The sequence below is a fragment of the Acinetobacter sp. YH12211 genome (genome assembly GCF_013418015.1).
Classification (GTDB): domain Bacteria; phylum Pseudomonadota; class Gammaproteobacteria; order Pseudomonadales; family Moraxellaceae; genus Acinetobacter; species Acinetobacter towneri.
Map to the genome: position 1 here is coordinate 17,653 of NZ_VPCW01000007.1, position 21,023 is coordinate 38,675.

20 protein-coding genes are annotated in these 21,023 nt (G+C 43.2%); 10 read left to right on the forward strand and 10 right to left on the reverse strand.

Features of this window, described 5'->3' with window-relative positions; translation table 11 throughout:
• Positions 1-13 precede the first annotated feature (13 nt).
• Together FTU98_RS05365 and FTU98_RS05370 are read left to right on the forward strand one after the other, a co-directional pair.
• Positions 14-649 (forward strand): phospholipid-binding protein MlaC, encoded by a 636-nt coding sequence (locus tag FTU98_RS05365; RefSeq protein WP_004974651.1) that lies wholly within the window; start codon positions 14-16, stop codon positions 647-649.
• A 12-nt stretch (positions 650-661) separates the two neighbouring features.
• Positions 662-949, forward strand: a complete 288-nt coding sequence (locus FTU98_RS05370; RefSeq protein ID WP_154320296.1) for a lipid asymmetry maintenance protein MlaB — start codon at positions 662-664, stop codon at positions 947-949.
• 131 nt (positions 950-1,080) lie between these two features.
• Here FTU98_RS05370 and FTU98_RS05375 read toward each other — a convergent pair whose 3' ends face one another.
• Positions 1,081-2,094 (reverse strand): CorA family divalent cation transporter, encoded by a 1,014-nt coding sequence (locus FTU98_RS05375; RefSeq protein ID WP_096901036.1) that lies wholly within the window; start codon positions 2,092-2,094, stop codon positions 1,081-1,083.
• A 154-nt stretch (positions 2,095-2,248) separates the two neighbouring features.
• Between FTU98_RS05375 and FTU98_RS05380 the strand changes: the two genes are divergently transcribed.
• Together FTU98_RS05380 and FTU98_RS05385 are read left to right on the forward strand one after the other, a co-directional pair.
• Positions 2,249-2,851, forward strand: a complete 603-nt coding sequence (locus tag FTU98_RS05380) for a TIGR00730 family Rossman fold protein (protein ID WP_026438479.1) — start codon at positions 2,249-2,251, stop codon at positions 2,849-2,851.
• Between the two features lies 1 nt (position 2,852).
• A complete protein-coding gene (locus FTU98_RS05385; protein WP_004974664.1) occupies positions 2,853-3,263 on the forward strand; it encodes an NUDIX domain-containing protein in 411 nt (136 codons plus the stop codon).
• Positions 3,264-3,337: 74 nt separating this feature from the next.
• On the opposite strand, the gene FTU98_RS05390 is transcribed toward FTU98_RS05385, so the two are convergent.
• Positions 3,338-3,973 (reverse strand): ComF family protein, encoded by a 636-nt coding sequence (locus FTU98_RS05390; RefSeq protein WP_180050654.1) that lies wholly within the window; start codon positions 3,971-3,973, stop codon positions 3,338-3,340.
• 18 nt (positions 3,974-3,991) lie between these two features.
• A complete protein-coding gene (recG, locus tag FTU98_RS05395) occupies positions 3,992-6,037 on the reverse strand; it encodes an ATP-dependent DNA helicase RecG (RefSeq protein WP_167846341.1) in 2,046 nt (681 codons plus the stop codon).
• Between the two features lie 36 nt (positions 6,038-6,073).
• On the opposite strand from recG, the gene FTU98_RS05400 reads away from it, so the two are divergent.
• Positions 6,074-6,907 (forward strand): NAD-dependent epimerase/dehydratase family protein, encoded by an 834-nt coding sequence (locus tag FTU98_RS05400; RefSeq protein WP_154320298.1) that lies wholly within the window; start codon positions 6,074-6,076, stop codon positions 6,905-6,907.
• A gap of 127 nt (positions 6,908-7,034) precedes the next feature.
• Here FTU98_RS05400 and plsB read toward each other — a convergent pair whose 3' ends face one another.
• Positions 7,035-9,599, reverse strand: coding sequence for a glycerol-3-phosphate 1-O-acyltransferase PlsB (gene plsB, locus FTU98_RS05405; RefSeq protein WP_004974675.1), 2,565 nt, complete (start codon positions 9,597-9,599; stop codon positions 7,035-7,037).
• Between the two features lie 304 nt (positions 9,600-9,903).
• Here plsB and FTU98_RS05410 point away from each other — a divergent pair, with 304 nt between their 5' ends.
• Positions 9,904-10,776 (forward strand): acyl-CoA thioesterase II, encoded by an 873-nt coding sequence (locus FTU98_RS05410; protein WP_004974677.1) that lies wholly within the window; start codon positions 9,904-9,906, stop codon positions 10,774-10,776.
• Between the two features lie 165 nt (positions 10,777-10,941).
• Entirely contained in the window at positions 10,942-12,183 is a 1,242-nt protein-coding gene (locus tag FTU98_RS05415) for a dicarboxylate/amino acid:cation symporter (protein WP_179995926.1), read from the forward strand.
• A 78-nt stretch (positions 12,184-12,261) separates the two neighbouring features.
• Here the strand turns inward: FTU98_RS05415 and FTU98_RS05420 are convergent, their stop codons facing one another.
• The 6 genes from FTU98_RS05420 to FTU98_RS05445 form a co-directional block, all read right to left on the reverse strand.
• Positions 12,262-12,675, reverse strand: a complete 414-nt coding sequence (locus tag FTU98_RS05420) for a VOC family protein (protein ID WP_019836869.1) — start codon at positions 12,673-12,675, stop codon at positions 12,262-12,264.
• 216 nt (positions 12,676-12,891) lie between these two features.
• Positions 12,892-13,746 (reverse strand): ribosome biogenesis GTP-binding protein YihA/YsxC, encoded by an 855-nt coding sequence (gene yihA, locus FTU98_RS05425; protein WP_179989915.1) that lies wholly within the window; start codon positions 13,744-13,746, stop codon positions 12,892-12,894.
• A 130-nt stretch (positions 13,747-13,876) separates the two neighbouring features.
• Positions 13,877-14,320, reverse strand: a complete 444-nt coding sequence (locus tag FTU98_RS05430; RefSeq protein ID WP_004974689.1) for an Rrf2 family transcriptional regulator — start codon at positions 14,318-14,320, stop codon at positions 13,877-13,879.
• A gap of 92 nt (positions 14,321-14,412) precedes the next feature.
• The gene (hmpA, locus tag FTU98_RS05435) at positions 14,413-15,624 is read right to left on the reverse strand and encodes an NO-inducible flavohemoprotein (RefSeq protein ID WP_004974691.1); all 1,212 of its coding nucleotides are present in this window, start codon (positions 15,622-15,624) and stop codon (positions 14,413-14,415) included.
• Between the two features lie 239 nt (positions 15,625-15,863).
• Complete coding sequence (locus tag FTU98_RS05440) at positions 15,864-17,447, reverse strand: helicase HerA-like domain-containing protein (protein ID WP_180050656.1); 1,584 nt, start codon at positions 17,445-17,447, stop codon at positions 15,864-15,866.
• A gap of 51 nt (positions 17,448-17,498) precedes the next feature.
• On the reverse strand, positions 17,499-18,689 hold the full coding sequence (locus FTU98_RS05445) for a PLP-dependent transferase (protein ID WP_180050659.1): 1,191 nt from the start codon (positions 18,687-18,689) through the stop codon (positions 17,499-17,501).
• 148 nt (positions 18,690-18,837) lie between these two features.
• Here FTU98_RS05445 and FTU98_RS05450 point away from each other — a divergent pair, with 148 nt between their 5' ends.
• From FTU98_RS05450 to rplC, 3 genes are all read left to right on the forward strand, one after another.
• On the forward strand, positions 18,838-19,581 hold the full coding sequence (locus tag FTU98_RS05450) for a type 1 glutamine amidotransferase (RefSeq protein ID WP_180050662.1): 744 nt from the start codon (positions 18,838-18,840) through the stop codon (positions 19,579-19,581).
• A gap of 426 nt (positions 19,582-20,007) precedes the next feature.
• Positions 20,008-20,319 (forward strand): 30S ribosomal protein S10, encoded by a 312-nt coding sequence (rpsJ, locus tag FTU98_RS05455; RefSeq protein WP_000070912.1) that lies wholly within the window; start codon positions 20,008-20,010, stop codon positions 20,317-20,319.
• A gap of 59 nt (positions 20,320-20,378) precedes the next feature.
• Positions 20,379-21,017, forward strand: a complete 639-nt coding sequence (gene rplC, locus FTU98_RS05460) for a 50S ribosomal protein L3 (protein ID WP_180050664.1) — start codon at positions 20,379-20,381, stop codon at positions 21,015-21,017.
• The last annotated feature ends 6 nt before the right edge of the window (positions 21,018-21,023 follow it).

Genomic DNA, 21,023 nt, shown 5'->3' on the forward strand with positions numbered 1-21,023 from the left:
AAGGAGATTGTCCGTGAAAACACTTTTAAAGCAAACTCTGGCGGTAAGTGTACTTTCAACCATGTTGGCAGGAACTGCATTTGCTGCACCTGCAGAAGCGCCACCAGCTTTTGTGAAAAAAGTTGCCGATAGCTTGATTGCACGTTTAAAAGCAGATCATGCTAAATTGCAGAACAATCCAGCATTGGTCAAAACGATTGTGCGTCAAAACCTTGATCCGTATGTAGATGCGCAAGCATTTACCCGTATTGTGATGGGTACTTATGCGACGAACCAATACAGTTCAGCAGCACAGCGCGCGCAGTTTGAGAAAAACTTCCGTGAAACCTTAATTGAGAACTATGGCACAGCGTTTGCGAAATTTAGCAACCAAAGCTACACCATGCGTCCTTATAAGGCGACCAACAGCAAGAACCCAGTGGTGACCATTGACTTCTTGCATAATGGTGAAAAAATTCCTGTGTCATTCCAGTTGGCAGACAAAGGCAGCCAATGGAAAATCCGTAACATTAACGTGTCGGGTATTGATTTAGGTTTGCAATTCCGTAACCAGTTTGCAGCGAACGTGAAGCGTAATGGTGGCAATATTGATAAAGCCATTGCAACCTTTAAGCCAGATGCAGAAGCTGCGGTTGAAAAGAAAAAATAGGTTAGGTGTGGCGTGATTGAATTATCAAATCAGGAATTATGCGTTTCTGGAAAGATAGATTTCAGTAATGCAGAGCAATATTACCAAAAAGGTCTGCAGTTGATTCGTCAGCAGCAGTTGCCTTTGGTGGTCAATTTGGCGCAGCTGGAACACGGAAGCACTTTAGCTTTGGCTGTTTTGGTGCAATGGTTGCGTCAGACGCCTGAAGCCAAAGGCTTACAGTTTAAAGCGGTTCCTGAAAAAATGATGAAGATCATTCAAGCCTGTCATTTGCAAGATGATTTACAGCTAATCGCCTAAAACTGAAAACCATAAAAAAGCACCTACTTGTAAGGTGCTTTTTTATTGCGTTTAGTTTTCCGCTTTATTCAAGTGAGGTGAGATTGCAAACCTCTCTAATCCGCTGCTAAAAGGAGAGGGAATAAAAGGCATCAAATCCATTTTTTCCATCTAAAGTAAATTAATGGGCCAATAAAGAAGCCAATTAAAATAATACTGACCACTATAAAACTGGTGGTACCTTTGGCAAAAGGTAACACGTCGGTGTTCATACCATAAACACTGGCAACCAACATCGGTGGTGCTAACATACTCGGTAAAATCGAGAATCGACGAATCGTATCGTTCTGTTCGGTGTTAATGAAGCCTGAAGTGGTATCGAGCAAGAAGCGCACTTTCTGGAATAAGAAGGCATCGTGTTCGACCAGTGAGCGTACATCTTCACTGAGTTCTCGAATGTCGGCATCGTAAATATGACTACCCAACGCACGCGGACGTGCCAAAAAGGTCAGGACACGACGTAAATCAATCAAACACAATTGCGCTTTTCCAAGCATGTCTTCTAATTGTGCCAGTCGGGTAATCATGTCATCGAGGTCTAAAATTTGCTCACGATGACGGTTATTCAGAACTTCTGTGGAATACTTTTCCAAGTCCTTGTGGATATCTTCTAAGATATCCGCAAGTTCGTCCAGTTTGGCTTCAAGCAAGCCTAAAAGCACCCAAGTCGGGTCTTTATAATCAATTTCGTAGTCGTTACGTCGTGCCCGTGCCCGAAATGCCCGAAATGCCACTAATTTTTCACCGCGTAGGGTAAACAGGTGTTCTTTATGTAAGATAAAGGCAACGGTTTGCACTGTGGCTAAAATACTGGAATTGTCTTCAGTTTCACCATCGACTTGATAGTTTTTATTTTTAGTTAAAAAATAGGTACTAATGTGTAAAATACCGTCATCATCACGGTAGAATCGCGCTGAAGATGAAATATCTTCCAAAGATTTTAAGGTTGGTAAATTTTGTGAGTATGCGTCTAGTACCCATTGCTGTTCTTCTTGTGAAGGGGCAATCAGGTCAATCCAGACCAGATCTGGATGCAAATCAAAACCACCGTTAATGGTGGCATCTTCCAGACTACCGCGCTCTGTGGCATAAAAGGCTTCAAGCATTCGTCTTTTCTCCTTGCGCAGTATGGGTTTTGTGGATGGGTGTATTTTAGACAAGGATCTTACTAAATACACTGCTCAGAATGCTATTTTATTTAAAAATCTCCCTGAAGTTTAATTTTATGGCATGACAGCCAGATAACATGGTGAAAAAATGATGTCGTCAATTGCTATTTTCTGTGGTTCTGCCCCAGGAAAAGATTCAGTTTTTGTTGAAAATGCACGAAAAGTGGGTGAAACATTGGCTGCACAAGGCAAAACTTTAATTTATGGCGGTGGACGCTCAGGCTTAATGGGTGTGGTGGCAGATAGTACTTTGGCCGCAGGTGGGCGTGCAATTGGTGTCATGCCTGAAAGTTTGGCAGAGCATGAATTGGCGCATCCGCATTTGACCGAATTACACATCGTAGAAAACATGCATGCCCGCAAAATAAAAATGTCAGAATTGGCCGAGGGCTTTATTGCTTTGCCGGGTGGTTCTGGAACTTTAGAAGAAATTTTTGAGCAATGGACGTGGGCACAATTAGGAATTCACTCAAAACCCTGTGCCTTTTTTAATGTAGCTGGCTTTTATGATGATTTGCTGAAGTTTTTAAGACAGACCTCTGAAAAAGGTTTTACTCAGCCACGTTTTTGTGAGGCATTGATTGTATCGAATTGTATTGACAATATTTTGCAGCAATTTGAACAATACCGTGTTCCTGAAATGAAATGGGAAGTGCCTGAGCTAGAGTGGGTGCAGCAGGAACTGGCGAAATAAAATGGCTGAGATCAACAACATCATTACCGTTGCAGCTGCAATTATTTTAAATGTCAAACAGCAGTTATTGGTGGTGCGTAAACAGCATACCGCGTGTTTTATGCAGGTCGGTGGCAAATTAGAACCCAATGAAGCGCCTGAAACGACCATGTTGCGAGAAATTGCCGAAGAAATTGGCTGTCAGGCGCAAATTCAACAATTTATTGGACGCTATGAAACAGCAACGGCCAATGAGCCCGACTGCCGTTTGGTCAGTTATGTGTATTGGGTTCAGCTTGATCAGGCACCAAAAATTGCTGCTGAAATTGCCGAAATGAAGTGGGTAGATTTGGATGATCAAGATACTTTGTTGGCACCGCTGACCCGTGAAGTGGTGATGCCGTGGTTAAAACAATATTTACAACAAAATTAAGAGCAGTTGATCATTCTTCTATATTTTAAGTTCAACTTTTTAATGCGTTGAGCATATTCAACCGAATAGTTTTTTTATTCAGCACTGGCCAGACAAACCGCCTCGACTTTTTGACAGCCGAGCTTGAGCAACTGCTGTTTGAGTGCATGAATTGAACTGCCCGTCGTGACCACATCATCCACAATTAAAACCCGACGAAAACGGATTTTAGGCGCATTCTGAATTTGAAATTGCTGTTGGATGTCTTCCAATCGTTCTAAGCGACTTAAGCCTTTTTGCGCGTGCTGTTGTAAGCGGGTCACAGGTTGCCAAATCGGGACATTTAAATGCCGCGCTAGTCCTTTTGCTAACAATAAAGATTGATTGTAGCCGCGTTCAGTCAAGCGGGCAGTGGAAATTGGCATCGGTACAATGGCTTGGATTTTAGGATAAGACAGTTGTTTTAGCGCGCCTACTAAAAGCAGTTGGTAATGTAACTGCTGTTCATATTTAAATTGTTGAATGATGCGATTAATTGGATAGTGATAATCAAAAGTGACTTGAATCTGCATTTCTTGTCGTTGTACCGCTTGGCTACGCCACGGCAATTGTTGCCAACAGGTTTGACAGACCGAATGTTGCCATTGCGTGTCGCTATGGCAGAGCTGACACGGTTGCAGTTGGCGCAGCCATTGTATGCCGCGTTGTACTAGGTTGATTGGCTGAGTCATCTTACGACTGCAATCCGTTTAAACATAGGCATAACGTGGTGCCTCAGGCAGCCAGCGTTTTAGCAAAGCTTCGGCATGTGTAGGATAATCGTTTAAAATTTGCTGTGCCACATGATGCGCCTGTGCCAGCAAATGATCATCCCGTTCTAATTTAGCCACCCGAAAGCCCATATCTCCCGTTTGTTTGGTTCCCAAGAGTTCACCTGGGCCGCGCAGTTCTAAATCTTTTTCTGCAATCACAAAACCATCGTTGGTTTCCCGCATAATCCGCAAGCGTTCTTGTCCATTTTGCGAAAGTGGATTTTTATACAATAAGGCACAAAAACTGGCTTTGGCACCCCGTCCGACTCGTCCACGTAGCTGATGTAGCTGTGAAAGTCCTAAACGCTCGGCATTTTCGATCACCATAATTGAAGCATTCGGTACATCGACCCCGACCTCAATTACTGTGGTGGCAATCAGCAACTGTAATTGATTGTCTTTAAATTGCTGCATGACGGCTTGTTTTTCATCGGCTTTCATTTTGCCGTGTACCAGCCCAATATTCAGTTCAGGAAAGCGTTCTTTAATTTCAGCAAAAGTCGCCTCGGCAGCTTGCGCATCTAAGGTTTCCGACTGTTCCACCAAGGTACAGACCCAATAGGCTTGTTTGCCTTCGGCACAATTGCTGGCAATGCGTTGTAAGACTTCTTCACGCCGATCTAGCGGAATAGTCACCGTTTGAATAGGTGTACGTCCTGGCGGTAGTTCATCAATCACCGAAGTGTCCAAATCGCCATAGGCGGACATGGCTAAAGTTCGCGGAATAGGCGTTGCAGTCATCACCAATTGATGCGGTGTAGTGTGATTGGCACCTTTATTGCGCAAAGCCAGACGTTGATCGACCCCAAAACGGTGTTGTTCATCAATAATCACCAAACCTAATTTGGCAAATTGCACATTGTCCTGAAATAACGCATGTGTCCCAACCACCAAATTGGCGCTACCATCTTGAATGCTCAGTTCAGCCGCTGCGCGTGCTTTGCCTTTTTGTTTGCCAGACAACCATGCCACTGTTAAGCCCAATGGTTCAAACCATTTTTGAAAGTTCAGATAATGTTGTTCTGCCAAAATTTCAGTGGGTGCCATCAGCGCGACTTGCCAACCTTCTTCTAGCGCATGACACGCTGCGACTGCAGCGACCAGCGTTTTGCCTGCACCTACATCACCTTGTACCAAGCGCAGCATGGGTTTATTACGCTGCAAATCCTGCATGATTTCTTGCGAAACCCGTTGCTGTGCACCTGTCATTTGAAATGGCATGTTGCCGAGTAACGCAGGCGCTAGTTTTTGACTTGGGGAAAAGGCAGGTGAGGCAATTTGCTGAATATAAGCCCGTCGGGTCAGTAAACTGACTTGATGCGCCACCAATTCTTCAAAAATCAGGCGTTGCTGTGCAGGGTGAGAGCCTTGTGCCAATTGCAGCATATTGGCATTTAAAGGTGGATGATGAATATAATCCAACGCCTGTTTGAGTGCATAGCCATTGGTCATTTTTTCAGGCAGGAGTTCAGGCAAATCATCACTATGCTGTGTCAAGGCCTGTTTGACGTATTCACGTAATTTGGCTTGGGTCAGCCCATCGGTGCTTGGGTAAATGGCAGTCAGTTGGGTTTTAGGCAGTGGGGTATGTTCAGTAATCAGTTGTAATTCGGGGTGATACATTTCCAGACCACGCGCCCCAACCCGTACTTCGCCAAATACTCTTAAACGATTGCCGAGTTTGGCACGATCTGTAATACCTTTATAAATATGATAAAAACGTAAGGTGATTTTTCCAAATTCATCTTCTAAATTGACCGCCATCGACTTGCGTTTACCCGGTGGAAAATCGACCCCTTTAACCACACCTTCGAGTAAATAGCTGCGCCCCACGTTTAATTGGTTCATGGGAATGATCGTGCTACGATCTTCATAGTCACGCGGTAGATGAAACAGCAAGTCATCTGTGGTGAAAATATTTAGTTTTTCGAGTAATGCAGCAGAGGCAGAGCCTACCCCTTGCAACTGATGGACTGCAGCCATGTCCCCTCAACTTCAAATGCTATGATTAGGTGCTGAATGCATATTCTATTTATTGGTTATGGTAAAACATCGCAGCGTGTTGCAAAACAACTATTTACGCTCGGTCATCAAATTACCACAATTAGCCGCAGTCCGAAAACAGATCCTGATATGACGCATCTGCTTCAAGATATTCAACAGCTCGATTTATCACAGACTCAACCTGTTGATGCCGTTTATGTATTACTTGCACCATCTCGGAATACGGTTTTGAGTTCTGTAGAAGCGTATCAACAGACTTATGTAGATTCTGTGCAGCCGATTGTCGCTGCATTAAAAGATCATCCTGTAAAGCGAATTATTGTGGTGTCATCTACACGGGTTTATGGCGAAAACGCAGGTGAATGTATTGATGATGATACTGTGCCTAAGCCGAATGATGTACAAGGGCAGTTGTTGTTGCAGATGGAACACTTGTGGCAACAGGCTTATCCTGAACAATGTGTGATCGTACGTCCTTCGGGTATTTATGGCACTTCGACTGCACGCATGCTCAAACTTGCGGAAAGCACACAAAGTTACCCAAATATACATTGGTCAAACCGAATTCATATTGATGATTTGGCAAGTTTTTTGGCACATTTGCTTCACGTGGAACATCCTGAACCAGTTTATATTTGCAGCAATAACCAAGCTCAGCCTTTGCATGAAATGATTTTAAAGATTCAGCGTGAATTCAATTTACCTGAGTTGGTGTTGGAAAGTGAGAGAGAAACAGGGAAGCGGATTTTTGCTACGCGCATGGAGAAAACAGGATTTCAGCGCAAACATGAGGATTATTTTGATCATCTAAGAATTACGCAAAGTGATTCACCTGAAATCGGAGAATAAAAGTTCTCTTGCTAGGAAAGGGCTAGCGAGAGGTGATTTTTAAAATCTCAAATATTGAGCTTTTATTCACCCTCATCCCCAACTTTCTGCCTGAGCCATTTATGGCGTAAGAGAAGAAGCTTAAAAATTACTTCTTCTTACGTTTCAAGCGTTTTTTTGCTTGTTGTGCAGCAAGTGCTTCTAACGCCTCACGCAATTCTTCATCGCTAAAGGTGGTGATGTGTTGCAGCATCTGTAAAGTCACATCATCCAACACCAAATTGGCGTATTGTGCGACGTTTTTAAAGTTATCATCAAACACAATCGCATTGTCACTGTTGGTGCTGATATAACCTTGCTGAGTTAAGACTTTAATAAAGCTTTGGAACAAGGCTTTGTCAAAGAATTCAGGTGAGTTGAATTCATACAGCACCGACAAACGCTGACCGACCAAATGGCTGAGTTCTTCGACCTGACGTGCCGAAATATTGCCTGAGCCGCGTTGTGTAATCAGCGCCAGTGTCATGTAATAACGCTCTAAACTCTGCATTACAGGTGCAGCCAATACTACCAATTGGTTATGGTCTTCACTATTTGGTGCAGGTGAAATTAAGTTGCCTTCCGCATCTTCAGAAATCAATTTGGCCTGAATTAACGCTTCTACATAGGCACAAATCCGTTCTTTGAGTTCCTGATCTTGCCATTTCAAGAACAACTCAGCTTTCAGGAACGGATATAAAGTACGAATGACGTTGATTAAATCACCACGACGAATCGAACCATTATGTTTCACCAATGCTGCAATTAAAGATGGTAAGACAAAGGCATGCAAAATATTGTTGCGGAAGTAGGTGAGTAACACCGCCTGATGGTCTTCAATCGCGATAATATCGCCCAAAACGTGCTGCACTCGTTTAATCAGTTTGAGTTTTAAGCCGTAGGCAATAATTTCTTTACCTGATAATGGTGTGACTTGAGTGCGCTCATCATAAGGCAGGGCAGTGAGCAGATTACGGTAAGTGTCTAACTGCTTCACACAAATTTCTTCATCCAAGGTATGTTTTGGTGTTGCCAGTAAAATCAGCGATAACAAAGATACCGGGTTAATTACCGCAGCACGGTTAATGTTTTCCAAAATCGCATGTGCCGAAGTATTCACTGCATCTGACACTTGTGGTGGAATAGGATCATCATTTTTTTCAATGCTGATGTGTTCGGCATCGTGTTGTTTTAGAACATCATCTAAAAACACAGGTTCGCCAAAATTGACATGCACCTTGCCAAAAATCCGTTCAATCTTGCGCATGGTTTTTAAAATGCCCATTAGCGATTCAGATTCTTTTGGCTTGCCTTGCATTTCACCGACATAGGTTGAACCTTCCATCAGGCGTTCATAACCAATATAAGTTGGCACAAAAGCAATCGGTTTAGCACGACCACGCAAATGACTGTGAATGGTCATGGCGAGCATGCCTGTTTTTGGTGGCAACAAGCGGCCTGTACGTGAACGTCCACCTTCAATAAAGTATTCAAGCGGCGTGTTACGCGACAAAATACTGAATAAATATTCTTTAAAGACGGTTGTGTATAAGCCGTTGCCACGGAAAGTACGACGGATAAAAAACGCACCGCCACCACGAAGCAATTGACCTACAAATGGCATATTCAGGTTATCGCCCGCAGCAATGTACGGCACCATCATGCCGCGTTTGTAAATCACATAAGACAGCAATAAATAGTCGATATGACTGCGGTGACATGGGGTATAGATAATTTCATAGTCTTTGGCCAGTTCGCGCACGGTACTAAAATTATGCACTTCCACGCCATCGTACAATTGTGTCCATAAGCGGGTCAGTGCCATATCGGCAAAGCGTACCGCTGCATGAGAGTAGTCCGACACGATTTCATTTAAATAACCAATCGCACGACGCTCGGCTTCAATCACGCTAATTTTACTGCGTAAACTTTCACGACGAATGGCATCTTGCACATCGGGAGATTTAATCAGACTGAGCATGACATTGCGGCGGTCAGACAAGTCTGGGCCAAGTACGACTTCACGTTGTCCATCTAAGTAATTATTTAGAGTGTTAACAATAAAGGTCGCAGGCGACAGGTTCGGATGCTCAGTTTTGGCATGTTCAATTAAAGCGCGTAATGATTGTGGCTCGTGAAATTCCAAATAAGACTGACGACCATGCACCCCAATATTCATTAACTGCTTGACTGTGCCAGGCGTTGCCCACGTATCGGTAAACAGTAGTTTAAACCACGAATCCTCTTTGTCTGGAGAACGTCCCCACAACACGGTCACAGGTACCAATTCAATATCAAGTTCTGGGTGTTGTTCTAATTGTTCAATTAAACGTAACAAGCGTGGCGGAAAAGCATAAGGTGGTGGATTGAGTAGGTTGTTCTCATCGTGATGCTGTAAAAACAGAATCGAGGCTTTTTCTTTATGTGAACCCATCACCAATGGATCAAGCGCAGGCGTGAGTTTTAAGCGACGTGTTTCGCCATCGACCACCAAGGCATTGCTGCGTGAGTGATTTTGCAATACGTAGCAAGTTATCTTGGTGCGAGTGGCATTTGAGTCTACACTTTGCGCATCCTTGACAGGGACTTCACCCAAAACATGCGGTGTCACCACAAGGTCAAGCAGCTTACCAGAAAGCTGACGATACATTTGACCAAAACCACGCTTGGACATACTCACTCCTACTTCATCACCTAAGTCCCTAGCCAGTAGGGAATTTATTTTGCGTCATTGTATCTAATAATCGCGCTGCATTTTTAGATAATTTGCATGAATATTGTTAGATTTTATCGTTAAAAATCGTATTTTTAGCAAAATTGATCGGCTAAGTTGTGACACAGCGGTCAGTCTTTGATGGGTAAAAGATGCAGAATCTATGGCAAAATAGCAGGCTTAAAATAGTCAGTTTATTTTGACGATTTATTTTTTCATCGACTTCGATCCCGCATCCCCAATTTCCGCCATACATAGGTTAGTTATGAACGCACTCACACAAGAGCTGGTTGAACTTCTTTGTTTAGAAAAGTTAGAAGAAAATATCTACCGAGGTATCAGTCGTAACTTGGTGGGTAAACGTGTTTTTGGTGGACAGGTTTTGGGACAGGCTTTACGTGCTGCATCTTATACCACTGATCGTCCTGCGCACTCATTGCATGCCTATTTCTTGTTTGGTGGCGATGTCAACGCACCTATTATTTATGAAGTTGACCGTTTGCGTGATGGTAAAAGTTTTTCTAGCCGTCAAGTACGTGCCATTCAGCATGGGCGTACCATTTTTACTGCGATGGTGTCCTTTGCGCCGTTGGAAGACGGTCTGAATTATCAAATTTCAGAGCCAAACTATCCTGCAGCAGAAGCTTTAAAAAACGAAGCGGAACTCAAACAGCATATTGTCGAGTTTGTACCTGAAAATGTGCGTGCCAGTTTTATGCGTGATCGCTTGGTGGAGATTCGCCCGATTAATCCGAGCAATCCATTTTTACCGCAGCCTGAAGCACCTGCTTATGCACACTACATTCGTACCCATGACAGCATTTCACCAGAGGTGGATGAAGTGTCTTTGCATCAGGCAATTGCGGCATTTTATTCAGACTTCACGTTAATGACCACAGCACTGCGTCCGCATGGTTTGAGCTATTTATCACCAAGTTTGCAGTGTGCCAGTATTGACCATGCCATGTATTTCCATAAACCGTTCCGTGTGGATGACTGGATGCTGTACGACATGGAAGCCACCATTAGCACTAGTTCGCGTGGTTTGAACTTTGGGCGCATGTGGCAAAATGGTGAATTGGTGTGTAGCACCAGTCAGGAAGGCTTGATTCGTTTACGTGAAATCGAAACGCAATAAAATATAGCCTTTAAAATCTACATTCATCAGCCGACATTCATGTCGGCTTTTTTACATCCTGAAGCACGATCTGAACCTAATCAAAGTGCGCTAGAAAAATAATACTCGATTCAATTTCAGCCACATGGCATAGTCCACACATCACATTAAAAAACTCAATTGCGTATGAGCCTCAATACACAAATTCTAATTGCCGCAATTTTGGGTGTGGTGTTTGGTTTTATTCTGAATCTATTTCCAGACAGCACATTTTTTAGCGCCAGTTTGTATGGCATTGGTTTAATGAGCAGTATTTTTATTGGTTTACTGAAAATGCTGCTGATCCCACTAATTTTTAGCTCAATTGTGGTCGGTGTGTCGAACTTACAGGCTGTAGGGCAATTGAGTCGAGTCTGGAAAATTACGTTGGCGTGTTGTGTCACCACCACGACTTTGGCTTTAATTTTAGGTTTGGCGTGTGCGCATTTATTTGCAGTGGGTAAAGGCGTAGATATTGTGATGTTTCAAGATGCTATGGCGCAGCATCAAAGCCCAGACACGCTTACGCCGTCTTCGTTTTTTACCAATTTCATTCAAAACACCTTAATCAATCCGTTTAAAGCTTTTGCCGAGGGTAATGTTTTGGCAGTGGTGATATTTGCCTTATTGGTGGGTGTGGCGCTGGTCAAAGGCGGGGAGCACTTTAAAACGGTACGTAAACTCAGTCAGCAATTTTTTGAAATTATGATGTTGATGATTGGCTGGGTAATGAAACTGGCACCTTTGGGGATTTTTGCTTTATTGGCTAAGTTGGTTGCAACCGAAGATATTTCAGTCCTGAGTCGTTTGGCAGAGTTTGCTGCAGTGGTCACGGGCACCACGATTTTTCATGGTGTGGTGGTCTTGCCTTTGCTGTTGTGGATATTTGGCAAAATGGATCCGATCACCTTTTTTAAAGGCACACGTGCTGCCTTAATTACGGCTTTTGCCACCAGTTCCAGTTCTGCCACTATGCCACTTTCGATGAAATGTGCGCAGGAAAATTTAGGTGTGCGTCCGCAAACTGCAGGCTTTGTGATCCCGTTAGGTACACAACTGAATATGGATGGAACGGCATTGTATGAAGCTGCAGCGGCTTTGTTTGTTGCCAATTTAATGGGGCTGGATTTAAGTTTAGGACAGCAATTAATTGTCTGTGCCACAGCCATGATCGCTTCTTTGGGCGCGCCTGGTATTCCAAGCGCAGGTATGGTGACGATGATTATGGTATTACAATCGGTGGGTTTGCCTGCAGAAGCGATTGCGATTTTATTGCCGATCGACCGTTTGTTGGATACTGTGCGTACTGTGGTCAATGTGCAGGGCGATATGATGGTTAGTGTGGTGGTCGATCGGCATACTCGTGATGACCCTGCACTGCATTCCTGATAAAGGGTTTAAAATCGAATCAAGTTTTCAGCATCATCCTGTTTTATTGTGCTATGTAAAGACATGAGCCAAAGCAGATTAATCCCAACATGGGCTGTAGGCCACTTCCCAAATATGACCATCTAAGTCCTGAAAATAACCTGCATAACCGCCGTAAAAGGTGCTCTGTGCAGGTTTTAAAATTTTCGCACCTGCATTTTTTGCTTGTTTCAATACCTGATCGACCTCGAGTGGGCTATGTACATTATGTCCTAAAGTGATTTGTGCAGCACTGCTGGCTGTACCTGTTAAGCCTGTATCTTGTTGTAAACTTTGTTTAGACCATAAAGCCAGTTTTAAGCCTGCTTGCAGTTCAAAAAAGACCACCGCACCTTGTTCAAATTCCTGTCCAATAATGCCTTCAGTTACAAGTCCTAAGCCGTCGCGGTAAAAATCGAGTGCACGTTGTAAATCTTCTACCGCTAAGGTAATCACTGAAATGTGTGCCTGCATGTTTGATCTCCTTATCTTATGTAATTGTTTAAACGTTTAATTGTTATGATCTTGACAGTAGGGCATTTCTGGCTGCGTTGTAAAGTGCAACTTTGGTGGAGAGGGAGATTGTGATTACGGCGTAAAACTGAAAGTGGACATACAAATAAAAAGTCCTATTCGAGATTGAGCGAATAGGACTTTATATTATAGACCAATAGTCAGTAATTTAACGGACTATTTGGTTTCGGTATCAGATGCGGTTAAATCGTCAGTTTCTAAAAATTCAGGCTGATCAACATCAACATCAACATCAACATCAACATCATCGCCAGTCGCTTCTGGAATGCTGTCTAAATCAAATTGATGCGCTTGTTCTAAGGTGAAGTTCAAACGACCGCCCATCACACTCGCAAGCTCTTCCAAACCTTGTTTGTTGAGTGATGAAAATAATTGAATCGAGAAATCTAGTTTCATCTTTTTCAACTGCTGTTTGACTTCAAGCAATACTTTATTGGCAGGGCCGCGGTTGAGTTTGTCCGATTTGGTGAGCAATACATGCACGAACAATTTACGTGAATATGCCCACTCCAGCATCATCACATCAAAGTGCTGTAAGGGATGGCGAATATCCATCAGTAACACCAAGCCTTGTAAACTTTTACGATGAATCAAATAATTTTCGAGTTCTTTTTGCCACACAATTTTCATGGCTTCAGGTACGGCTGCATAACCATAACCGGGTAAATCGACCAAACGCTGTTCGGGGTTGCCCAAACTAAAGAAGTTGATCATTTGAGTACGACCCGGTTTTTTAGAAGCACGTGCCAATTGTTTTTGATTGGTTAAAGCATTAATTGCACTGGACTTACCTGCGTTGGAGCGTCCTGCAAAAGCCACTTCGTAGCCAGTATCTTCTACACATAAATTCAGTTTAGGCGCACTCATTAAAAACTCGGCTTTACGCAGCCAGTTTAAGGCGCGAACAGAGTATTCAGTAATGGCAGGGTCTACTTTTTTCTCGTAGCTAATTTTCTGCCGTGGCTGTGCTGCTGCCTTACTGTTTTTCGATTTTCCTCTGCTATGGTGCATAACTTAACTTCAATTCATGGTCTACAAACAGGCATTATAAAGCAAGTCATACAGGCAAGCGACCTTTGCGCCCTGAATGCCCGAAAAAAGCAACATCTAGGATGATATTGCTTTGACCGTTTAAGTTACTTTAAAGATGAATCAGCGGGATTGGAGATTGTGTACTGAACTGTAAATTGGGTACAGGCTGTAGCACTTCACCCAAGCTGTATTGATCTAAGCTTTGATAAAACTGTTCCATTGCCTGATTGAGAATGCCTTTTAGTCCACATTGCGCACGCAGCACGCAGGGCGGGGTATTACACTCTACAATTTGATTTTCACCTTGCAGGATTCTCACCACATGACCTAAACGCAAAGGCAATGCTTCAGGATGCAAGCGAATCCCGCCACCTTTACCACGAGTGGTAATTAGCCATCCTTGCTTACCCATAAAGTGAACGATTTTTACCAGATGGTTCTGGGAAACATGCAAATCCTGTGCAATTTCCGCAATGGTATAGGGTACATCTCGAGGACGCGAGATATACATTAAAATACGCAGCGCATAGTCAGTGAATTTATTTAATTGCATGATCGCACAGATGTTTTTTTTAAATACAAATAAATTAAGGCTAGTCTAGCATAACTAGACTAGCCTTACCTATTAGCTTTTAACGCTTTAGATTAGTGGCGAACACCACCTGTACCAAACGCTTCGCTATGGATTTGCTCATCTTTGATGCCACGCGCAAGTAAAGCTTTACGCTGTTCTGCCATGAATGGCATTGGACCACATAAGTAGTAATCTGCATCGGCTGGTAACAGCGCTGCATCTACAGTGCTGAGGTCTAAACGACCTGCAACATCGTAATCTTGACCCAGTACATCACCTTCGTTCGGGAACTCATACGCAGTCAACGTATGAATACGTGGACATTTTGCAGTTAAGTCTTGGAGATGCTGTTTCATGGCATGCACTTGTTTGCTACGACATGCGTGAATGAATGTCACAGGTTGTGGTACATCTAAAGTCACTAATTGATTCAACATCGCAATCATTGGTGTTAAGCCAACGCCGCCACTAATGAAGACATTACGTTTGTTGCTGTCGATGAGGAAGAAGTTACCTGTTGGTGCAGATACTTCAACTTCAGAACCTTCTGGTAATTGGTGCAATACGTTCGATACCCAACCTGCAACTTTATCTGCACCATTGCCTGGCTCACGTTTTACAGAAATGCGTAAGTAATCTTGTTGTGGGCTAGTCGATAGCGTGTATTGACGTGGTTGCTTCAAGCCAAGTTCAGGAACAAATACGCGTACTGAAATATATTGACCTGCTTCGTATTTTGGTAAATCGCCACCATCTACTGGCTCGAAGTAAATAGAAGTGATTTCGTCACTTTCTACAACTTTCTTGGCAATTTTGAAATTACGCCAGCCTAACCAGCTGCCTTTAGTTTGTTCGTGTTGTTCATAGATCGCACGTTCAGCATTAATAAATACTTCTGCTAACTGACCATAAGCAGCTGCCCATGCATCAATTAGAGGATCTTCCATTGAAATGTTTAATACTTCGCTAATTGAGTGAAGTAGGTTTTCGCCCACAATATTATAGTCAGGTGCTTGAATGTTTAAGCTCACGTGTTTGTGGGCAATCAATTCAATCACAGGCGCAAGCACAGAAGGATCTTCAATGTTTTCAGCATAAGCCAATACAGCACCTGCAAGCGCTTGAGCCTGCGCACCACTACGTTGGTGACCCATGTTAAAGGTTTCTTTTAGATCAGGATTATTCCCCAACATGCGGTTATAGAAATAACCAGTCAGTGCGACACCATTTTCACGGAGTACAGGAACAGTTGCTTTTACAAGGTCAATTTGCTGTGGAGTCATGTTCGATCTCTCATGGCTGTTATTTATAAGATGTATTCAAAATACATCTTATAAATAAGGATTGCAAACATTTTTTTGTGAAACCTTAAAAAAAATATGGATTATAAAAATATCCCATTATTTTTAAAGTTTTTATGGGGTTTGTAGATGTGACAGCGAGAGGTTTGTAAGTGTTCATTTAGGTTTTGGATGGTGCATCCATGAATGAAATCTATACAAACCTCATCGTTTATAACATGCTATTTCTTACCAAATAATGACCCTAACAAACCTCGTACAATTTTCTGCCCAGTAGAACCGCCTAAGCTGCGTGCTGCGCTTTTGGCAAAGGTACCCACAATATCCTGAGTCAGTTTTTCACGCTGTTTGGCAGCGCGTTCTGCTTCTTTTTGCTGTTCGCGGGCTAGACGTTCTTGCTCGCGCGCTTGTTGTTTGGCGAGTGCTTCGGCTTCTTTAGCCTCTTGCTTGGCGCGTGCTTCAGCTTCTTTGGCTTCAATTTTAGCTTGTTCTGCTGCTGCCGTTTGTTGCTGACGTTGTTCAACTTTTTGTTGCAGCATTTCATAAGCACTTTCACGATCTAGCTGCTGTTCATACACGCCTGCAATAACACTTTGGCTGATACAGGCTTGTCGTTCTTCTGTGCTAATTGGGCTAAACGATGAGTAGGGCGACATTACCCAAGCACGTTCTACAATTTGCGGTGTGCCTTGTTCATCTAAGCAACTAATTAAGGCTTCACCTACCGCAAGTTCGGTAATGGCTTGTTCAACTTTAAAGTCTGGGTTGGCACGGAATGTATCTGCGGCAGTTTTTACCGCTTTTTGGTCTTTGGGTGTAAAAGCACGTAGGGCATGCTGAACACGGTTACCCAATTGTCCCAATACACTTTCAGGCAAGTCCAGTGGGTTTTGGGTCACAAAATAAATCCCCACGCCTTTAGAGCGAATTAAGCGTACCACTTGTTCAATTTTTTCTTGTAGCGCGCTGCTGGCATTGTCAAATAACAAGTGTGCTTCATCAAAAAAGAACACCAGTTTTGGCTTGTCCATATCGCCCACTTCAGGCAATTGTTCAAACAGTTCCGATAACATCCATAATAAAAAGGTAGCGTACAGTTTTGGCGTGTTCATGAGTTTGTCTGCAGCCAAAACATTAATATTGCCGCGTCCCTGACTGTCAGTTTGAATAAAATCCAAAATATCCAAACTCGGCTCACCAAAGAATTTATCACCGCCCTGATCAGCTAAAGCCAGTAAATTGCGCTGAATCGCACCCAAACTGGCTGGAGAAAGATTGCCATACTCAGCTTTAAATTCACTGGCGTGTTCGCTGACATAGGTCAGCATGGCTTTTAAATCTTTAAAATCAATCAGTAATAAACCTTGATCATCGGCAATACGGAATACCGCAGACAACACGCCCTCTTGGGTGTCATTCAGGTTCAGCATTTGCGCCAATAATAACGGGCCAATTTCAGAAATGGTGGTACGAATCGGATGACCTTGTTCGGCAAATAAATCCCAAAACACCACAGGAGATGCTGCAAACGGAATGCTTTCGATACCTAAGCTCTTAATACGTGCATCAAACTTTGGGCTGCTGCTGCCTGCTTTGGCTAGACTGGAAACATCGCCTTTGGCATCGGCTAAAAATACGGGTACACCAATTCGTGAAAAGCTTTCTGCCAAGACTTTTAAGGTGACGGTTTTACCTGTACCTGTTGCACCTGCAATTAAACCGTGGCGGTTGGCAAACTGTGAATGTAAAACCACGTCTTGTTGAACGTCGGCAGTTTTTTTACCAATAACGATTGCTGTACTCATATTTTTATCCTGATTTATATAGCTATTGTTAAAATGATGATCTGTGCTGCATTAGTCGCTGAAGCGTTGTAAGGCATTTTGAATATCTTGAATTAAATCTGCAGGATGTTCTAGCCCAATACAAAAACGCACCAATAATCCTTCAGCCAAGTGAGAGTGCTCTAGGGTACGCATGGACTTGAGAACGTAAAGCATCACTAAACTTACGGGGCCGCCCCAGCTAAAGCCGAGTTTAAATAAAGATAGTGCATCACAGAATTGGCGTACAGCGGCTAAATCATATTCAGGCTTAAAAATCACACTGACCAAACCTGCGCTGTGTCCATCGCGGCAAATTTCTTTCCAATACGCATGCCCCGCAGATGTGGCATCAGCAGGATGCAACACCTGAGCAAATTGTGGTTGTAGTTTCAGCCAGTTCAGTAACTGCAAACAGCTTTGCGCTTGGTGTTCATAGCGCAATTGCATTGAGGCTAAGCTACGTTGTACTTGCGCAACATCATCGCCCGATACACAAATGCCTTGGATGGCATGCATACGAAATAATTGATGATGTAAATGTTGATCACGGGTCACCACAGAACCCATTAATATATCGCCACCACCACTTGGGTACTTGGTTAGGGCATGGACACTTATATCGACACTTAAATGATCGTCACCAAAATCGAAAGCATTAAAAGCAAGCCCTGCACCCCAAGTGTTATCTAAGGCTGTGAGCATATGATGTGCTTTGGCTTTTTTTACTAAGGCGCTCAAATCGGGAAATTCCAACGTGACCGAGCCTGCGGCTTCCAGCCAAATCAGTTTGGCTTTTGCAGAGGGTTGAAAGCTATCGACATCAATTGGATTGTAGACTTGAACGGTGATGCCGTAACGCTGCTCTAAATTGCGTAAATGCTCCATGTTTGGGCCGTAAATATTGTCAGCCACCCAAACTTCATCGCCTTGACTTAAAAAGCAGGAATTCACCAAATTAATTGCTGATAGTCCGCTTGGTGCGAGTAAGCAGTATTCACCACCTTCTAATTGCGCAATCTGATCAGCGAGTGTGAATGTAGTCGGTGTGCCATGTGTGCCATAGCTATAATCATAAGCATCAGTCCAGTGTCGATTAAACAGTGCATCTGTGTTTTCAAAGATAATGGTCGATGCACGAAATAGGGGAGGCTGTACCGTTTGAATATATTGTGGGGCACGTCTTGGTGCATGAATTAAAGCAGTTTGAGCATTTTTCTTCACAGGTTCACTCAGAAAATAAGCAAATATTGAGTTTAGCTTAAGAGAAATACTGGCTTTAGGCTATAAAAAGCTGCACTACAAGACATGCCTTGAACTTGGCGCTATTTTTGCAGAAGCTGAAGTATAGAAAATACAAAGGATGATCCAGATGAAAGCACCACTAAGCGTGCATTATTTTCAGCATAGTGCAGGTGAAGGTTTTGGAAGTTGCTATGACTATTTAAAGCAGATGGGGGCGCATATCACTGCAACCGAATTTTTTGCTTTACCGCCTGAGCAAAATATTGAAATTGAAGCCTTACCCAAAGTTGAAGATATTGACCTGTTAATTGTGATGGGCGGTGCCATGAGTGTAAATGATGAAGTACATTATCCATGGTTAAAAACAGAAAAACGCTGGATTAGGCGTTATTTGGCGATGGGTAAACCTGCAATCGGTTTGTGTTTAGGTGGGCAGATGATTGCCAATGCGTTGGGTGCAGCAGTGAGTCCTAATCCTGAACAGGAGCGCGGTTGGCATCCTGTCTATAAAGTCGAAAATATACCAGAAAGCTGTTTCCAAATGCCTGATCAAATCTCAGTGATGCAGTGGCATGGCGAAACTTTTGAATTACCTAAGGGCGCGGTAAGACTTGCCAGTAATGCCGCCTGCGCTAATCAACTCTATCAAATTGGGAAAAATGTACTAGGATTCCAATTCCATCCAGAAATTACCCCACGGGCTTTGCAGTTGTTTTTGGACAATGCTGAAATGAAACCTGCATTTTCAGGCATGTATGTACAACCCGCGCATGAATTAAAACAGATGTCTGCAGCACAATTTCAGGCAGGCAACCAATTAATGAATCGTGCAATAGATTATGTTTTAGCACAAAGCAAACTTCGAGAATAAAGTCATGGATTGTGGCGTAAACACAGAAAAGAAAGTTAGGTCAGGGCGATGACGATTTCTGCTGTCAGGGATGGTTGGAATGGTCAAAATGCAGATGGCCTAAATTTACACTCAATAAATGGATAGGAATGCTGCTTAACTCATATATAAAGTGCTAATCGTATATTTTAAAAAGAGAAATCGGCAGAGCGTGAAAAATAAAGCAATAAAGCCAAAAAGAGATTTGCTTATGCATTAAACAATCGTTATAATGGGCGACCCTTTATGCAAGGGGGTTAACTGCGAAGAAAGTAGTTAACATCGTGACAGTCATGGCATCGATCATGACCTTAGTGATAATTCACTGCCTTTGACACTTGCCTTAAATTAGTGGGGTGAGATGCGTCAAGGGTGATTCTTTATATATTTGGCTTGGAGTTAACTGGTATGTCTAACCAGAGAATTCGTATCCGTTTGAAGTCTTTTGATCATCGTCTGATCGATCAATCTGCTCAAGAAATCGTAGAAACCGCTAAGCGTACTGGCGCACAAGTTTGTGGTCCAATCCCGATGCCAACTCGCATCGAACGCTTCAACGTTTTAACATCACCACACGTAAACAAAGATGCGCGCGACCAGTATGAAATCCGTACTTACAAGCGTTTGATCGACATCGTTCAACCTACAGATAAAACTGTTGATGCGTTGATGAAATTAGATCTAGCAGCTGGTGTTGATGTTCAGATTGCATTGGGTTAAGGCTTTCGGTTAATTAACACTCTAAGTTAATTAGGCCGCTTTTTTAGAGGTTTATGCACATGGCTATTGGTTTAGTCGGTCGCAAGTGCGGTATGACCCGTATCTTTACAGATGCTGGTGTTTCTGTACCTGTTACAGTGATTGAGGTTGATCCTAACCGCATCACTCAAATCAAAACGCTTGAAACAGATGGTTATCAAGCAATTCAGATTACTACTGGTGAACGTCGCGAATCTCGCGTAACTAACGCTCAGAAAGGTCACTTCGCTAAAGCGGGTGTTGCTGCTGGTCGTTTAGTTCAAGAATTCCGTGCTACAGAAGCTGACCTTGAAGGTCGTGAAGTTGGCGGAACTATCGGTGTGGATTTGTTCACAGTAGGTCAGATCGTTGACGTAACTGGTCAGTCTAAAGGTAAGGGTTTCCAGGGTGGTGTTAAGCGTTGGAACTTCCGTACTCAAGACGCTACTCACGGTAACTCTGTTTCTCACCGTGTTCTAGGTTCTACAGGTCAAAACCAGACTCCTGGTCGCGTATTCAAAGGCAAAAAAATGGCTGGCCATTTAGGTGCTGAACGCGTAACTGTACAGGGTCTTGAAATTGTATCTATCGACACAGAGCGTTCAGTTCTTGTTGTTAAAGGTGCGATTCCTGGTGCGACTGGTGGTGACGTAACTGTGCGTCCTACGATCAAGGCTTGAGGGGAA

Excerpts from the sequence above, each read along its gene's own strand:
- hmpA (WP_004974691.1), bottom strand. The coding sequence starts at position 15,624 with ATGACTCCACAGCAAATTGACCTTGTAAAAGCAACTGTTCCTGTACTC.
- rpsJ (WP_000070912.1), top strand. The coding sequence starts at position 20,008 with ATGTCTAACCAGAGAATTCGTATCCGTTTGAAGTCTTTTGATCATCGT.
- FTU98_RS05400 (WP_154320298.1), top strand. The coding sequence starts at position 6,074 with ATGCATATTCTATTTATTGGTTATGGTAAAACATCGCAGCGTGTTGCA.
- recG (WP_167846341.1), bottom strand. The coding sequence starts at position 6,037 with ATGGCTGCAGTCCATCAGTTGCAAGGGGTAGGCTCTGCCTCTGCTGCA.
- FTU98_RS05390 (WP_180050654.1), bottom strand. The coding sequence starts at position 3,973 with ATGACTCAGCCAATCAACCTAGTACAACGCGGCATACAATGGCTGCGC.
- FTU98_RS05415 (WP_179995926.1), top strand. The coding sequence starts at position 10,942 with ATGAGCCTCAATACACAAATTCTAATTGCCGCAATTTTGGGTGTGGTG.
- FTU98_RS05440 (WP_180050656.1), bottom strand. The coding sequence starts at position 17,447 with ATGAGTACAGCAATCGTTATTGGTAAAAAAACTGCCGACGTTCAACAA.
- FTU98_RS05410 (WP_004974677.1), top strand. The coding sequence starts at position 9,904 with ATGAACGCACTCACACAAGAGCTGGTTGAACTTCTTTGTTTAGAAAAG.
- FTU98_RS05430 (WP_004974689.1), bottom strand. The coding sequence starts at position 14,320 with ATGCAATTAAATAAATTCACTGACTATGCGCTGCGTATTTTAATGTAT.
- FTU98_RS05380 (WP_026438479.1), top strand. The coding sequence starts at position 2,249 with ATGTCGTCAATTGCTATTTTCTGTGGTTCTGCCCCAGGAAAAGATTCA.
- rplC (WP_180050664.1), top strand. The coding sequence starts at position 20,379 with ATGGCTATTGGTTTAGTCGGTCGCAAGTGCGGTATGACCCGTATCTTT.
- plsB (WP_004974675.1), bottom strand. The coding sequence starts at position 9,599 with ATGTCCAAGCGTGGTTTTGGTCAAATGTATCGTCAGCTTTCTGGTAAG.
- FTU98_RS05450 (WP_180050662.1), top strand. The coding sequence starts at position 18,838 with ATGAAAGCACCACTAAGCGTGCATTATTTTCAGCATAGTGCAGGTGAA.
- yihA (WP_179989915.1), bottom strand. The coding sequence starts at position 13,746 with ATGCACCATAGCAGAGGAAAATCGAAAAACAGTAAGGCAGCAGCACAG.
- FTU98_RS05375 (WP_096901036.1), bottom strand. The coding sequence starts at position 2,094 with ATGCTTGAAGCCTTTTATGCCACAGAGCGCGGTAGTCTGGAAGATGCC.
- FTU98_RS05420 (WP_019836869.1), bottom strand. The coding sequence starts at position 12,675 with ATGCAGGCACACATTTCAGTGATTACCTTAGCGGTAGAAGATTTACAA.
- FTU98_RS05385 (WP_004974664.1), top strand. The coding sequence starts at position 2,853 with ATGGCTGAGATCAACAACATCATTACCGTTGCAGCTGCAATTATTTTA.